Source organism: Corynebacterium sp. LK28 (assembly GCF_014335105.1).
Classification (GTDB): Bacteria; Actinomycetota; Actinomycetes; order Mycobacteriales; family Mycobacteriaceae; genus Corynebacterium; species Corynebacterium macclintockiae.
On the sequence record NZ_PDGZ01000017.1, the window covers coordinates 1 to 15,953 of the forward strand.

Consider the following 15,953-nt stretch of genomic DNA (forward strand, 5'->3'; position numbering starts at 1 on the left):
ACCATTGGCTGAACGCGGCTGAAATGGCTCGCTCCTAGGCAAACATTACTGCCGGGTGTGGGCGCACTTTCGCGACGAAAGCTAATATGGCAAAACAAGCATGCGTTGCTTCTGTTGATCGGCTGAGCAGGCTACCCCCGTAACTCCGAGAAGCAACCTGCCGCCGAAAGGTTCTAGTTGCGCCGAAAAGTTTATCTCTACCCGAGATATCAGTGAGCGTTCGCACTTCTCTCGAGGTGCGTTGCCCATAGGTAGTCCACAAGGGCTAGTGATGCTCCCGCTGCAAGGTTCGCATGACGTCCGGACAATCCCTTATATGAAGCTGCCTTCCCGTGCCCAATGCCGTAGCTGTTGCGTAGTTCTGCAAGCTGCCGTGCGACGCTTGCGAGGCTTCCGAGTAGTGCCTTCACAGTTTTGGGGTCGGGTACATCCTCGGCGACTTCTCGAGGATTAATCGTCAGGGCAGTTTGCGTCTTGTCAACGAGTTTCGGCAGGCTATCCTCCTTGAAGTGCTGGACGTTATGTGCTTCAAGAATTGTCTTGCAACACGATTCAATGAGTTCCTTTGCGACGCCAATGGTGGCTGTTGGGTGCGTTTTTGCTTTCTCCCACAGCAACGCGCGTTGTTCATCTAGATAATCGGTTGTAAAGCCAGTTTGCTTAAGTCGCTCGCCGATCCCTCCATCGGTGGTTTGTGCGGAGATTTCACTAAGAATCTTGTAGCAACGGTCGGCAAGACTGATCGACGTCTGATTTGCGTTTGGCCGCTGTGCTTGCTCCCATTCGTCCATGAGCGCTCTCAGCAGCTTGGCGGAGTTGGCTCGGTCCGCCGATTCCACATAGGATTGGAGAGACTTCCCTTTGGATAGCCCGAAATGCTCGACGAGCCTGATTCCGATGATCGAGTATGTGAATCGGTCGAAATCAGGTGTCGAGAAGTTCAGGACATAGCCACCTTCGTTAAGAAAATCCATAAAGGGGCGGTATTCGTGGTATTTCAGCGGCCGTGGTGTCATCGTGGCTCAGCTATCCGATCTGCCATCGAACAAAGCCTCTTCTGATTCTTCGGGCTCGAGGACGTTCGTGTTCATGATCCGCGAGCCTGCGTACATGATGTAGTCAACGTCGCTTTCGAGAGTCATTTCGTCCGCAGCGTTCGCCTTGGCTTTGACGAGTTCATCGTCAATCATGTTGTCGCCCTTGACCTCGATCAGTTGAAGACTGCCGTCAACCATTTTCGCAACGAAATCTGGATAGTAGGAGCGGATTCGCTGCGACTGCGGATCGTAGTATTGGATAGCTAGGTCTCCTTGGTTTGCGGTGAACATCCCGGTGAAGTACACGTTTTCAACGTTCTCTGATTCGATGTACTGCCAGAAGCATTCAAGCTCAGGCTTCGAGTCGAAGCAGTAGGTGTCGGCGTGGAAGCTTTTCTCCTTCTGCGTGTCACTGAGGCGGTTTGTCGCGTGCTCGACGACGAGTTCAGGCTTTGCTTTGAATTCCCAGAAGCCTTTATCTTTCGGTGCTCGAAGCAGAACAAGTTCACGGTCTTCGCTATGTATCCGCTTATGAACTTCATAGCGTGAGTGGAAGATCGCGGGCACGATGACGTCTTCGACCACCTCGTTATACATGTTCACCACCTCAAGAATTCGGCCCACTCCATCGACGGAGCTTTCGAGCATCTTTTGGATGTGGAGAGGTGACATGTTCAAGTACCGTGCCAGCTCGCCGACTAGCGTGAACAGTGAGTAAATAATTTGTTGTTTCTCGGAGGTAATGTCGACTTGCTTCACCGACGAATTTGATGTCAATGAGGTCTTCTCATACCGAACTGCCTTGTACTTTTCATACATCTCATCCCCGAGCTCCCGTAGTCCGAGAGTGAGAGGCTCATCTGAGGAGATTTCTTCGAGGTAGTACTCGTGGTAGATCTGCTTCAACGTGATCGTTCGCTCAGGTGGAAGCATGCGCACTTGGAAGATCTCACGTTCAGATCCTTGGCCTTTCTCTAAGCCGTCGAGATCCATGTTGAAGTTCTTCTCGAGTTCCGAATCGAGGATGTCGAAGTTTTCCTTCGACAAGAACACGGACGCGGTCTGCTGATCGTCTGTGATCTGACGCAGACAACGCATCGTTGCTTGAAGCACGAAAATCTTCGACTTCGGGCTCCTGAACATCGCTACACCGAACAGTGAACGACAGTTCCACCCCTCTCGTCCTTTACCAACAAGAACAAGAAACTGACGCTCGTTTCCAGCAGAGCCTGGTACGTCGAGCTCGTTGAACAGGCGGATGTCCTCGTCCTTGGTGATCTTCTCGTTTCCCACGTTGATAAGCACCTTGGAAGATTCAAGACCTAGATCGGCGATGATCCTTTCCACGGCCGGGCGTACCTCATTTTGAGCCTCGTCGATGGTGGACGCGAATATTGCCAGCTTCGGTGTCAGCCCCTCATAGGACCGCCCGCCGTACTTCTCCCAGAACTCGGTGATTGCGGTGCGAAGGAAATCTTCGGACTTCACATTCTCGAACGCTTGCGGACGGGCCTGCTTCAAGTAGCCGTTACGAATCGAATCCGACAATCCATAGGCATAGACCACCTCGGGAAGCGGCTGCCGATCAACGTATGGAGTGCCAGTGTAGTTGTAACAGCCAACGATCGAGGTTCGCTCAGCAAGAAGGTTGATGGTGTCTCGCAACGACGTTTTCTCCGCCGTCTTCGAACGCAACGACTTCTCCAGCTTTGCGCCGAACAAGTGATGAGCCTCGTCCACGTAGACTCCGAGCTGGCGAAGCCTTGTGATCTTCTGGAAGCGCTGGTTCTCCATCAACGTCGAATCATCCGTGGCCTCATCCTCACTGAGATCCCCGTACAGTCCGCCGAGAAGGCTCGAGGTCTTTGCAGCAGAAAACAGCGTTTCAGTCGGTGTGTCAGCGGTGCGCTTCTTCTTCACCACGATCTTCTGCGTATTGGAGATGATGATGTTGAAATCCGAGTCATCGAGCGTGTGAAGCGTTGTACTAGTGTCTTCAAGGAAATGAAACTTCACGTTTGCATCCAGCACGCGCGCATACTCGGGCGGAATAACCAGCGTCTTTTCAAAGGTGACGATCTCACGAAGTGATTGCAACACCGTCTTATCGGGAGCGAAAACGAGAGCGTTGTGAACGAAACGCTGATCCTTCGGATACTTCTTAGCCAGCAAGAACTCGTAGAAGATGCACGTCGCCATCAGGATCGTCTTGCCCAAACCCATGGTCAGCGCATAAATGTAGTTGGGGTATGGCTCCCGATATTTCTTCATCTGCTTAAACAGCACATCGGTTTGGATCTCAGTGGTCGCGTCAGTTAACAGCAGCTGGTCACCTTTAGTTAGCGAGTAGTACGAGCGCTCGGAAAATCTGCCTTCAAGGTTGCGCCAGTCATCGAAGATCTCGTACACCTGCTGGTTGTTCAAGAACTCCTTGATGAACACGTACATCTCGAGAGCTTCGAACTGTGGACGCCGCAGAAACGCGTCTGAACGTTCATTAGCGTCGTTGTAGGCCAAGAACTTCTTTGTCAGATCGTTGTAGCGGGAGCGAATCTTGCCTCGGTTCTGTGAGTAAAAATCCCATAAGGTTTCGTAGAAAGCGAAATCCGAGGAGAAAGATTGAGTTTTCTTCGCCATGGCCTAGTTCACCTCGATTTCGAGTGACTCAGACAGGGCATCGGTGATCTTGACCTTGATCGTGCCCGCATTAGCCGGGATGTCGTAGATTCCTGCAACAAGTTCCTTCTTGTCGGGAACATCGGTCAGGGTTGGTTCCATGACCACGCCGTCGAAGTTCCAGTCGATCATCACCGACTCAACGAGTTGCCGCCAATCGTCCACTGTCTCCGTTTGGAGCGAAAGCTTTTGCATTAAGTTCAGCGGGTAGAACGAACGAATCACCAGTTTCCCGCCCTCGCGGACAATCTCAGCCTCTGCTTCACGCTTGAGCTCGAGCTCCTTTCGATCACGTAAAATATCGACGACTTCCACGTCGATCTTGTACTCCGAGAGAGCTATTTCCAAGGAAGCTTTGAGATCGGCGTCGTGCCCCATGCACACGAGCGTGATGTGTTCGACTGGCTTTCCCGGGTTGTCAGCCTTGCGTTTCTCGTACGTTTTGTACGGAAGGTTTGCCTTGATCTCCTCCAGATCAGCCTTTGTGGCAATCCGGTTAACTGGCATGATTTTCACCATGCGCCCATCGAGCTCGCCGTCCCATACATTTGATTGCTCGAACGGCTGCACCTCAAGCGCTTCCATCAGGAGCTTCTTCGCTTCCAGCGGGTTTCGGAAGAAGTCGTAGTTATTAACGTTGTAAACCTCAAAACCAGTGAACTTCTCATTTTTCAACTCAGAATCTGAGGCAAGAAGGCTGCCTTTCTCATCACTCTCGATACCTTGGGCTACGCCAATTAGGCGTTTCGTCGTCGTCTGAACTGCTCCAAGATTGATATCCGCACCAATGAATCGCCTCCCCAGCTTCATCGCCACAGCTTGTGTAGTACCTGACCCCATGAAACAGTCGAAAACAAGGTCGCCGGGATCAGATGAGGCCCGAATCATGCGTTCAAGAAGAGCTTCGGGTTTCTGCGTGGGATAGCCTATTGTCTCAGGTTGATTTCCCCGTAGTGCGTCGATTTCCCAAAAGTCCCGCATACCCGCGAGGGTGTAATGACGACCGTCTTCGTCTTCATATATCTCTACGTTTGTAAAACCATACTTATGGCTAAGATACGACTTCTCCTTCAATGGATTGAACTTGTATGCATCAGTCTTTGAGTACAGGAGAATGGTGTCGTGTTTTCTTCCGAACCACCGCTTTGATCCTCCGCCAGTCCTATAGATCCAAACAATTTCGTTCACAAAGGAGTCTGGGCCGAAAACATCATCCAAAAGCATCCGCAAATGATGGCTCTTGTGCCAGTCGCAATGTACATAGATAGAACCCGTGTTCGAGAGGAGTTCTCGGCACAGGATGAGTCGTTCATACATGAACTGCAGGTATTCGTCGTTAGTCCAGATGTCACCGTACTGTTTTTCTTCGAAGGATGAGGAGTCGTTGGTGACGGTTTTCCCTCGCAGGCTGATCTTCTTCTTGAAGTCGGCTTTGGAGTCGAATGGTGGGTCGATGTAGATCAGGTCGACTGCTCCTCGGTACTTGCCGAGGAGGTGGCTCATGACTTGGAGATTGTCGCCCCAGTAGATCTGGTTGATCCACCCGTCATGTGCTCCGCCTTCCTGTTCCTTTCCGTAGCGTTCTTTGAGCTGTGCCGGATAGTAGACGGTGGATTCGTATGGGCGTTTGCCTGTCCATCGCAGTTCGGGGAACCCTTTGATCGTGGGTCGCTTATCGAATTCGAAGCTCTGTTGTTCGTTAATCACTGTGGGTTCTCCTTTGTTCGGAAGGTCGCTTGTGCGCAGTAGGCATTGAAGTCGCACTCGCGGCAAGTTTTGAGTGATTGGGCGGGTGTCGAGTAGTTCTTCGACAAGATTTGGTGAACGACGTGGTCGAAAGCTTGGGTGGTGCCTTCCACTGCGGTGGTGGTGTAGTTCCACGTGATTAGCGGGGATCCATCGTCTTCCCCCGTATAGTACAGGTGCATTTTCGAGACGCGTTGCCCTGTACGTTCGGCAACGAGGTGGGCATACACGTGTAGCTGGCGTCGGTAGCGTTCGAGCAGTTCGGATTCGGTGTGCAGGTCGGGTTTCTTCGTGGTTTTGAAGTCCACGATCTCCACAGTGTCATCTTCGCCTTTGATCAGGTCGATGGTGCCGTTAAGTATGTAGTCAGGCTCGACCAGGGAGATGTCGACTTCGGCTTCTTTGATCTGGTCCCAGCCGCCTTTCTGTTTCTCGGCGTAGCGCTGGACTTGTTTGAGTGCGATTCGCCTGGGGGCTTCTGCAAGGTAGACGCGTTCAGCTTTGGACAGGTGGGCGTAGTTCGCTTCAAACCAGGTGGCAATGTTGTCTTTCGTGATGAGGTGTTCTTCGCCACGCAAGGCGGCTTTGTGAATGTCTTCGATAGTTTGGTGCACGAGACGACCGAAGAGCATCGCGTTGACGCGGACGGGTTGGAAGGCCAGATCGTTGAAGAACTTGTACTGGATGGAGCAGGTTTCATAGACAGTGATGTCGCCGGTAAAGGAGAACGAGCGCTTCAAGTTCACGTCTTTAACTGTTTCGAACTCGTTGTCGCTTAGGTTCACTGCGGCTGAGTTCCACGCGGGGATCCCGTCGTACACCTGGCGGAAGTACTGGGAGGGCACGGATTTTGATTCGTCGGCGGTGAGCACGAGGAGGTTTTGTGCCCGCGAGAACGCCGTGTAGTAGAGCCGCCAAAAATCAAAAAACTTGATCGTCTCACGTGGTTCGAATGGTGGTCGGTGCCCGTGGCGTTCGATGATGTCTGTCAGGAGTTTGTCTTCTTGTTTGCGCGGCACCGAGTCGAGGGAATCAGTGAGAACGATCGGGAATTCCATGCCTTTGGACTGATGGATAGTCATGAACGATACGCAACCGGACGGTGCGTACACGGAGTCGTCTTCGTATTCGCCGATTCCGCCGTCCCACAGGAGACGGAAGTAGAGGTTGAAGAGCCGTTCGCTCATCGCGTCGATCTGGCGTTTGCCATGGAACTGTTTGGGAGACAGAAGCATCACGTTGTGCAGGTACTCGAATTTTCCAACCAGCTGCGTGAGTAGGGCGAGGTTGCGAACTGGTCGCAGGTCAGTTATTCCTGTGTCCATCGGTGTGGACAAGATGCTTCGGAAAGGTTCGAAGGCAAAGAGCTGATAGAGAAGACCAGAGAAAGTGTAGTCCGTTGGTTCAGTAAGGCCATCGTGTGCGATACCGTGTCTACGCACCCAAGCACGCAACTCGGCCGCGTCAGGTTCGGTGAGATATTCGTTGGCTCGCACGATGCAGTCGATGATGAATTTCTGGTAGTTCTCGTTGAGCCAGTGGTATTCCTCAGCATCAAATGCGGCGATGTAGTTCGGGAAGGCAAGGAGCAGGCACCCGAGTGCGAGTTGCACCTCGGCGCGTTCGAAGAACATCGCTGATCGTGGCGAGTAAACGTTTACACCGTTAGCTTCAAGATAATCAGCCAGAGCCTTGACTTTCTTGCTCTTCACTGACTTGAACAAGAACGCAATCTGGTTGTAGTCAGTTAGCTTCCCGCTTGCTTCGAGTGCCCTGATGAATTCGAGAATCTGACCGTGCCAGTTGTCGGGGTCGTCATCACCTGCAACCTTGATAACTGTCGGCGAGGCGGGCTCGTCTTGCCCGGCAGCGACGATGTTCTTGTCGAAACGATAGTCGCCCCAGTCGAACTTGAACTTCGCTCCGTCCGTGGTTTGCATCCAGTCTGTGTAGAAGTTGACGATGCCTGGTGTCGAGCGGTAATTGTTCTCGAGCTTGATCACGGTGCAGTCGCCAGCTGGGAAGTTCGCATCGAACTGGAGGATGTTTCGGATGGTTGCGCCTCTGAAACGGTAGAGGCCCTGATCGTCGTCACCGACGACACAGATATTGTTGCGAGTGTTAGCGAGCTTAAAGATGAGCTGTTCTTGGATGTAGTTGGTGTCCTGGTATTCGTCGACCATCAAGTAGCTCAAAGCTTCGTGATACTTCGCAGCAACCTCGGGTATTTGCGTCAGCATACGTAGCGCTTCGACTTGGATCCCGGCAAAGTCGAGCATGTTTTGATCTTCAAGAAGCTCGTTGTATGTGAGGTAGATGCGTGCGAGAACCTGCTCTTTTACGCTGGTGTCTGATACAAGAACCTCTGGCGTGATCAGCTCTTCGGCAAGAGCGTTGACCCAGCCGCATATTTTCTGCGCCTTGTACCATTTGCTCTTCTGTGGCAGCAGCATATCGATGTTGTCGATGGTGGAGAAGCGATGGAAGTTCTGGAATACCAGATAGGCTTGATCGAACTGATCGAGCACACGAAAACCCGTCTTCAAGCGTGTGTACTCAAGGTTTTCTTTGATGATCCTCAAAGCGAGTGAGTGGAAAGTTCCTACGTATAGATCGTTAACGTTTATGTGCAGGTCACGTTCTTCGAGGGCGTTGGAAATCCTCGTGACGAGTTCTTTAGCTGCCTTGTCGGTGAAGGTAGCGACGAAAATCGACTCCGGATCTACTTTGAGCTCGCTCAACAGATATACGACGCGATTTACGAGCGTAAACGTCTTACCGGTTCCAGGTGCCGCAATAATCAGAACCGGGCCTTCAGTCGTTTCGATTGCTTTGCGCTGACCTGGGTTCGCATGGCCGAAGTCAAAGCTGCTCATCATGGGCCTTATCCTCCTTCATCGCAACTACCGAACAGATGTCGGCAACGTCGCAGATGAGTGCGTTACAGATTCGTGCAAGGACGTTGGTGGTGACGTTGCCGTCTTTGCCAAGTTTAGCGATGGTGGGCGGTGACAGGCCTGTGGCGTGTCGTAGGTCTTCGCGGGTCATGTCGCGGTCGATGAGGAGTTTCCATAGTGGTTTGAAGGTGATGATCATGGCTGGTCGCCTCCTGCTTCGTGCTGGTCGGTTTCGAGGTTCCAGGTGAAGCCGTAGAGGGCTTCGGTGTCTTCGTCGAGGTGGATGATTTGGTTGTCAGCAACCGAATCTTCGGCTCCGGTGCCGTAAGCCTTGGTGGCGTCGAAGGAGAAGAACACCGGACCTGACCCCCGGAAAGTGGACACCTGATATCCAGCCCAGTCGGGCTGGGAAGAAATGTAATCTACCATCATGTCCAGGTACTCCGAACAGTTCAGACGCGATGCTGTGGCTCTCTATGAGAACAATGAGGACCTTTCGCTGAACGCAGCATCAGCAGAGCTCGGTATCAACCGTGCCTCGTTGCATTCTTGGATCAAGAAGTACGGCACCGGAAAGCGTGCGCGCATTAAAGCTGTGCATGATAAAGCCCAAGCGGCGAATGATTCCGAACGGATCCGCCAGCTAGAAAACGAAAACGCAAAGCTGCGCGAAGAACGCGATATCCTGCGCAAGGCCGCGAAATATTTTGCCGAAGAGACACGCTGGTAATCCGCTTCCAGTTTGTCTATGACCACCGAACCGAATACTCGGTTAAGCGGATGTGTCACGTGTTAAAGCTCCATCGCTCCTCGTTTTATAAATGGGTGCAAACCCGTGAAAATCGTAGGTTAAAGATGTGTTCCGATGCCCTTATTGGTGCAAAAATCAAGACCACTTTTGATGATGAGCACGGGCTTTATGGTGCTAAACGAATCGCTGCAAGCCTCAACAGTGATACGGATTTCGGCCCGATCAACCACAAGAAGGTCGCACGCATCATGAAATCCATGGGGCTGAAAGGCTTTACTAAGCGGCGTCGGTGTATCACCACCAGGCGCAAGCCTGGTCACCGAGTCATGCCAGATCTAGTAGGCCGTAAATTCACCGCAGACAGGCCGAACCACGTCTATGTAGGCGACATCACCTACCTGCCGTGTAAGGGCGGCAAGAACATGTACCTTGCCACGGTCATTGACGCCTACTCGCGCAAGCTCGTTGGTCATGCGATAGCTGATTACATGCGGACATCGCTGGTTATCGAGGCTCTGTCTCATGCCAGCAAAGTCCGCGGAAGCCTTAAAGGGGCAATTTTCCATTCTGATCATGGCAGTGTGTACACCTCACAGGCTTTTCAAGACCACTGCGCCCAACTTGGTGTGCGCCAATCCATGGGCGCGGTGGGAACTAGCGCCGATAATGCCCTGGCAGAGTCATTTAACGCCACCTTAAAGCGTGAAGTACTACGTGATCGGAAAGTCTTTGACAGTCCAATCAGCTGTCGCCAAGAAGTCTTTCGATGGTGCATGCGCTACAACACGCGCCGGCGACACTCGTGGTGCAATCTTGTAGCCCCTGATGTCTTTGAAGCCGAGATTTCAGCTACACTGACCAAAGCAGCATAGCTAACCCCCGACGTGTCCACTTTCCGGGGGCCAGGCCCAACCCACCAGCCCGGTTATTTTTCAACGTCTTACAGATAAACTCGACGGAGAAACTACTCCGGTATTCATCGATAAACCGGATCATTTCCGACGTTTTGGGCCTGGTTCCGACGCGAAAAAGCCGAGGCAGCTTTTAAAAGTTCATAGGTGTCGCGTAGCTGGTGATTTTCACGGCGTAGCCTAGCGTTTTCGGCGGCCAAATCTTTAGGCACAGGTTCTGGGATGTTTCCCGCACGGCGGGCAGGCTTAAGTCCATTGACGAGCTGTGTGCCATGAAACCCCCAGCTTTGGGGTTACTGCCTGGCGCGCGGCTTGCATCGACATGTTTTCCGCCAAGATGCGGTCTTCCACGAGACGGACCACACGGTCCTTGGTATCCTGGTCAAATTTCCTTGGCATATTCCAGATTTTCCCATCTACTCAAACGGAACAAAACCTGGGACACGTCACGGTTGGGTATACGTTTCTACACACGCACCACGAAAATGCGATAAGTTGGACACCGCTGCCGCTGCACTACTGGGTTGAATTAGCAATCGCAATGTTGGCAGCAACCGCTCTTGAACAACAACCACCCACGCTTGAAGGAAAAATATGCGCCCCCACGTATCAAAGAAATCAACAACAACCGTCGACGGCACAAAAATCGACAAGATTTTCCGTGATTACTTCGAGGGAAATTTCTCAGTAAACCGGCGGTATCAGAGAAAGCTAGTCTGGTCTGAAGAGCAAAAGATAAAACTGATCGATTCAATCGTAAATGAAATCCCCATTCCTCTTATTCTGTTGGCAAAATCAGATAAATTCAATGGAGCATTTGAAATTGTAGACGGACTGCAGAGGATTGATGCCATAGTCTCCTTCATTGAAAATCGATACCCATTCGAAGGTCGATACTTTGATTTGGAGTCGTGGGGGTACACAAAATTGCTGAAGGATCAGGGGATGCTTTCTCAGCGCGAACCAGTAATGGACCAGGAAATGGCTGTGCGCATCACCGAGTATCAGATTCCTATTTCCACTTACGAGAGCAGCAAGTCCAGTGCGGTTGATGAGACCTTTCAGAGAATCAATTCATCCGGTCGAAAACTTGGGATGCAAGAAGTGAGACAAGCAGGAAGTCTCACCAAAATTGCTGAGCTTGTAAGAAAAATCTCAGCTGAAACACGTGGCGATGTTTCCCGTACTTCAATCATGCCCCTTTCTGAAATGCAAGAAAATGCACTAACCTGGAAGAATGACGAAGACCAACGTGGTCTGCCTGTCGACGAAATCTATTGGATCAAAGAGAACGTACTGCGCCGCGATGACTTGCGTTCGTCTATGGATGAGCAGCTTATCCTGGATATTCTCTTGGATATCATCCTAGAGCTCAAGGAAAATTCGTCCAGCGATATTCGCAATTCGGCATACGAGGAGGGCAGTACATTAAATACGAGAATCATAAAGGAGCTTTCCAAGCGAAGCGATTTGAATAACTTGGAAAAAGACTTCGCATCAATCCTCAGCTTGATGTCAAAAATTGCACGATATCAAGATGCGAAGTCTAACTGGACAATTCACACTGGAAAGAAATCAAATAATTCTTCCAGTAGGTATTTCGAAATAGCTTTTCTCGCCTTTTACAAATTGTTGCATGAAAAGCACCTCGCGCCAGAAGACTACGAATATATCCACTCACAAACTAAGGACTACTGGGCTTCTTACAAAATCGAAAGCGGAGGAACGTGGACTGCAGCCGACAAAAGAAAAGCTGTAAATAAATTTATCGGAGCTATTCAGGGCGGCTTCGAGGAAATAAACTCAAGTTCAGCTGAAATTGCCCGCCAAGATTTGGAAAAACTCAAAATCGATTTCAAGCGCTACGCGCATGAAAACCGCTTTTTCGAACTTAAAACGGGTCTGCTGCATTATGGATCTGATGATGTAACCACAAAAATCCAGGAACGCCGTGCGTTTTTTGAAAAAATCATCAAAACAGCGTCAGCCATGGCCAACACCGAGCCCAGTAGCTCTGGCGTGATCTATATTGGGGTTTCCGACCAAGAATCTACGACTGAACATGTTTGCAAGCATGCTGACACTGAACCATTGAAATTGGGCCAATCTTCCGATGACATCTTCCATGACATCTTGGGCGTCGATCATGAGCTTGAGAGACTGGGAATGAACATTGATGAGCTGATGGAAACTCTCAGCAAGTGGATAATTGAGAGTGACAAAGTAGAGGACGAACCTTGGAAGAAAAGGCTTGCCTCGAGCCTTCGCACAATTTTGGTTCGAAATGCTGAGGGGGAGACGAGACTAATCATTGCCCTTTATCCAGAGTCTTCAAACAGCCTTGTTGTGTATGACGGTCGGTACTATGAGCGAATCGGAAGCTCAAACAGCGAGGTAAAAGAAGAGCCGATGCTCGAAGATAACCTGTGGGCACGCTATGAGCAATTCAACTATCGAAACCGATAACCATTAAATCAGAGGCCAAATGCCAAATTTGCGCGAATGGCAATTCTTCGTTGGTTTATTCGCGTATTCAAACTCGATTTGCCTGCAGCTTGTGAATAGACCCCTGGCTGAAGGGTGAAATCGATCCCGTCGCTGTCGCAATAGGAGTCAATGCGATGTTTAAGCAGTCCTAGATAGCGACGGTCACTACCTCTAGGGCGCCTGTCTGGACAGTTCGACGCATGCTTTCTTGACTGGCGTTCCTACATCTTTACGCGCACAGCTACCGATCTACCCGACCAAACAAATGAGCGTCATGGATAACTCAACAAATAGAGGAGGCTCACGGCTATTTCCCCGTGCCTGCATTCTTGCACGAACCGATAAGATCCGTCTACCAACATTAGTGGCGCAACTTGTCGAATTGTCCTTTGGAACTGACTTTGAGAGTTTTACTTTCCGTTTTGCTCACCGCACCACGCGCTGTAAGGCTTCCGCAGTTGCCTTCTGCACAAGTTTCACCAGAATTTAAATGCGGGCCGGAGTGCACCCTACAGCGTGGTGTATCAGCTACCCGGGTGAAGCCTCGTTTGGTGCGCATAAAGGCGACCATCGCGGGTGCCTTTTGAAGCGTCCTGGGTTTAGTTCCTACCTCAGCTAAGGAAGGATTGAACTATGCCTAGAAAGTATTCCGTCGAGTTCAAGGAGAAGGCGGTCCATCAGATCATCGAAATGGTCCGCCTGGAGTCTTGCTCACTGCAACGCGCCTACACGCAAGGTCGGTAAGCTGCTTGGAGTATCCCACCACACGTTGCGGGCTTGGTACCGTGACAGCGCTTCAGTACGCGATAATTCTGACGCTTCAGGCGGCGAAACAATGGAAGAAGAACTCAGGCGTCTGCGTCGAGAAAACCGCGAACTGAAGCGAGCAAACGGGATTCTTAAGACAGCTTCGGCTTTTTTCGCAGCGGAACTCGACCGACCCACGACCAAATGATCTCCTACATCGACGCGTACAAAGATCAATTTGGGGCCCGGGCCCATCTGCAGAGTTCTAAAACAAGCAGATCGTGGATTCATTACCTCTCGTGGCTACCACAAGGCGACCACTCGTGTTCCCAGCGCAAAGGCCTTAAGCGATTGCCTGCTCATCCCAGAGATACAGCGTGTGCATGCGGAGAATTTCTCGGTCTACGGCATCCGCAAAATGTGGCACGCGATGAACCGTGAAGGCTTTCATATTGGTCGCGACAAGACCGCACGTCTGATGAAGCTCGCAGGCGTTTCTGGCCGTAGACGTGGGCGAACCCCAGTAACAACGATTAGCCCGAAGACACCGGATCATCGCCCGGACCTTGTGCGCCGAAACTTCCGTGTGCAGGCACCAGGCAGGCTTTGGGTTGCCGACATTACCTACGTTCGCACCCTGTCAAGATTCGCCTATACCGCGTTTGTCGTGGATGTATTCAGCCGAAAAATTGTTGGTGCCGCTACACGCTCGACAATGCGCACCGACGCGCTGCCGATGGAGGCTTTGGAGCATGCGTTAACGACTGCAGGGCGAATCCATGGAAACCAGCTGATTCACCATAGCGATCGGGGCAGCCAGTATGTGTCACTGAAGTATTCCACTGCGCTAGCTGAGTCAGGAATCCGCCCGAGTGTGGGAACAGTCGGCGATTCTTACGACAATGCTCTAGCCGAAACAGTCAATGGTCTCTACAAGGCTGAACTGATTCATGCCCAGGGCCCGTGGACGTCGGTCGGGGAAGTCGAACTGGCCACCTTGCTGTGGGTGCATTGGTGGAACACTAAGCGACTTCACGAAGCATTGGACTACGCCACCCCACAGGAAATAGAAACCGAGTACTATCTCACCGAGCCCATCAACACAGGGCCGTAAAAGAAGCGGAACTAAACCCAGGACGCTTCACATGGAACACCCTCGTCGACCACGCCATTATCAACGCTAATGGAGCCATCAGCGTCATCTTCAAAGAGGAAGAATCGGCCAGCTAACTCGCTCACAGCAATAAAAACCAGCAATTCCTACCCCCGTCTTTGGAAAACACCCCTACCGAATGAACCTGCCCCAAGCCAGTCTTGTATCAAAATGAACGTGTAAGTATCAAATTGCAAAGGTATGCTCTTGACATGCCGAAACCCACACGCTCACCACAAAAAATCGCTGATCTGCTTACTCCTAAGGAATCTCAGGTACTGATCCGTTCGCTCCGAGCCGCACTGGTATCTGGGGCGGAAAGTTACGACGGACTTGTAGGTACTCTGGTTAATTTCCCGGTTTTCTTGGATGTTCCTAAAGACTGGGAACAGCGCCTAGCAGAGCTACCAACTCACCATGAAAACTACCTTGACTTGTCCAAGGACTTTTTGGACGAGGTAGCCCTGACGTTGACAGCTGAAATGGAAGCCTGGTCAGGAAAAGTCACCGATTTCGATCGCCTGCAATGCTCCATCCTGGAAATGCGCGCCGAAGGCGTGGGCATCTGGGTTTTCGATGACTGGGGATCGATAGACAGTGATGACGAAAAGGTTGGCGAGGCGCTGATCCCCTATGAGATCGCGGAAGAATTTGATTTGCAGGAAGTAGAAATCCAGTTCTACGTCCGGTCGTTCTCTGGTCAAGTGGCCGAGGCGACGCAGATCATTGTCGATGCGTTGGAAAGCTACGGCTTGAGTCCAGAGTGGGACGAGGATGCTACGGGGCCTGTGAGGGGGCCAATTTCAGTTCGAATGATGTGGCGGCCACACAGCATCCTCAAAGAGGGCTGGGACGAATTCTACGAAACTCCAGAAGAATATTTAGCCAGCCTTGCTGCACCGGCAAACCAAAAGCTGTCCGACAGTGACGTCGATTAACTCCCCGAACCTGCGTTACTCGAACGCGTACAGCATCACGTGCGCGTGCTCGGCCTCGTCCACGCCCTTGTCGACGTATCCGATCTTTTCGTAGACGTGCTTCGCGCGGTCGTTGCCGAAAACGACGCACAGGCTTACGCCCGGCTTGCCGTCGGCCTTCGCCTGATCCAGCACCGCCTGCATCAGCTTCGTGCCCAGTCCTTTGCCCGTACTGCCGGGCGCCATCGCGATCGCTACCTCGGGGTATTCCTCGGACACGTAGCCGTAGCCGTGGTTGTCCGCCGAGGAGTCGAGCAGCCATGCGGCGCCGATGGCCTCGCCGTTTTCTTCGACGATGACGCCACCTTGTCCCTCAGTCCAGCCATCGACGTAGAACACGGTGTCTTCGTCGAACGTCTCCGAGAATTCCCTATCTGGATCACCCCACGTGTCCGTCTCCTCGTTCATCTTGTGGATGAACGGGCGGTCGGCCTCGACCGCGCGACGGAAAGTGAACTGTTCAGGGGTAGCAGATTCAGAAGCCATGAAATCTAGCGTAGCGAAAGCAACCCCCAGGGCGAAGTGGCTCTAGTGAGCCGCGTGTCCTGGGGGTTGGGGGTTAGGTCAGTGA

Annotated in this window: 10 protein-coding genes and 2 pseudogenes; 4 read left to right on the forward strand and 8 right to left on the reverse strand. The window is 51.7% G+C overall.

Features of this window, described 5'->3' with window-relative positions; translation table 11 throughout:
• Positions 1–209: 209 nt before the first annotated feature.
• Genes CRD15_RS09900 through CRD15_RS09925 form a run of 6 tightly spaced genes read right to left on the reverse strand, consistent with a single transcriptional unit; the run spans position 210 to position 8,788 of the window.
• A complete protein-coding gene (locus CRD15_RS09900) occupies positions 210–1,016 on the reverse strand; it encodes an abortive infection family protein (RefSeq protein ID WP_187402444.1) in 807 nt (268 codons plus the stop codon).
• 6 nt (positions 1,017–1,022) lie between these two features.
• Complete coding sequence (locus CRD15_RS09905) at positions 1,023–3,674, reverse strand: DEAD/DEAH box helicase family protein (protein WP_187402445.1); 2,652 nt, start codon at positions 3,672–3,674, stop codon at positions 1,023–1,025.
• 3 nt (positions 3,675–3,677) lie between these two features.
• Positions 3,678–5,420, reverse strand: coding sequence for a site-specific DNA-methyltransferase (locus CRD15_RS09910; RefSeq protein ID WP_222866596.1), 1,743 nt, complete (start codon positions 5,418–5,420; stop codon positions 3,678–3,680).
• Positions 5,417–8,338 (reverse strand): ATP-dependent DNA helicase, encoded by a 2,922-nt coding sequence (locus CRD15_RS09915; RefSeq protein WP_222866597.1) that lies wholly within the window; start codon positions 8,336–8,338, stop codon positions 5,417–5,419. Before CRD15_RS09915 ends, CRD15_RS09910 begins: the two co-directional genes overlap by 4 nt.
• Entirely contained in the window at positions 8,322–8,555 is a 234-nt protein-coding gene (locus CRD15_RS09920) for a helix-turn-helix transcriptional regulator (protein ID WP_187402446.1), read from the reverse strand. Before CRD15_RS09920 ends, CRD15_RS09915 begins: the two co-directional genes overlap by 17 nt.
• Positions 8,552–8,788: a hypothetical protein gene (locus CRD15_RS09925; RefSeq protein WP_187402453.1), complete on the reverse strand. Its 237-nt coding sequence runs from the start codon at positions 8,786–8,788 to the stop codon at positions 8,552–8,554. The genes CRD15_RS09920 and CRD15_RS09925 overlap by 4 nt, the downstream gene beginning before the upstream one ends.
• Between CRD15_RS09925 and CRD15_RS09930 the strand changes: the two genes are divergently transcribed.
• Positions 8,787–9,979, forward strand: a protein-coding gene (locus CRD15_RS09930; RefSeq protein ID WP_187402447.1) for an IS3 family transposase whose coding sequence is annotated in 2 segments (ribosomal slippage) — positions 8,787–9,066 and positions 9,066–9,979 — 1,194 coding nt in all. Because the reading frame shifts where the segments join, the coding sequence is not laid out codon by codon here. The genes CRD15_RS09925 and CRD15_RS09930 overlap by 2 nt on opposite strands.
• 285 nt (positions 9,980–10,264) lie before the next feature.
• Here the strand turns inward: CRD15_RS09930 and CRD15_RS10255 are convergent.
• Positions 10,265–10,463, reverse strand: a pseudogene (locus CRD15_RS10255) (hypothetical protein).
• Positions 10,464–10,612: 149 nt separating this feature from the next.
• Between CRD15_RS10255 and CRD15_RS09935 the strand changes: the two are divergent.
• From CRD15_RS09935 to CRD15_RS09945, 3 genes and pseudogenes are all read left to right on the forward strand, one after another.
• Positions 10,613–12,484, forward strand: a complete 1,872-nt coding sequence (locus CRD15_RS09935; protein ID WP_187402448.1) for a DUF262 domain-containing protein — start codon at positions 10,613–10,615, stop codon at positions 12,482–12,484.
• Between the two features lie 654 nt (positions 12,485–13,138).
• Positions 13,139–14,366: pseudogene (locus CRD15_RS09940) on the forward strand (IS3 family transposase).
• A 251-nt stretch (positions 14,367–14,617) separates the two neighbouring features.
• Positions 14,618–15,343: a hypothetical protein gene (locus CRD15_RS09945; protein WP_187402449.1), complete on the forward strand. Its 726-nt coding sequence runs from the start codon at positions 14,618–14,620 to the stop codon at positions 15,341–15,343.
• Positions 15,344–15,358: 15 nt separating this feature from the next.
• Here the strand turns inward: CRD15_RS09945 and CRD15_RS09950 are convergent, their stop codons facing one another.
• Positions 15,359–15,868, reverse strand: a complete 510-nt coding sequence (locus tag CRD15_RS09950) for a GNAT family N-acetyltransferase (RefSeq protein WP_187402450.1) — start codon at positions 15,866–15,868, stop codon at positions 15,359–15,361.
• Positions 15,869–15,953 lie beyond the last annotated feature (85 nt).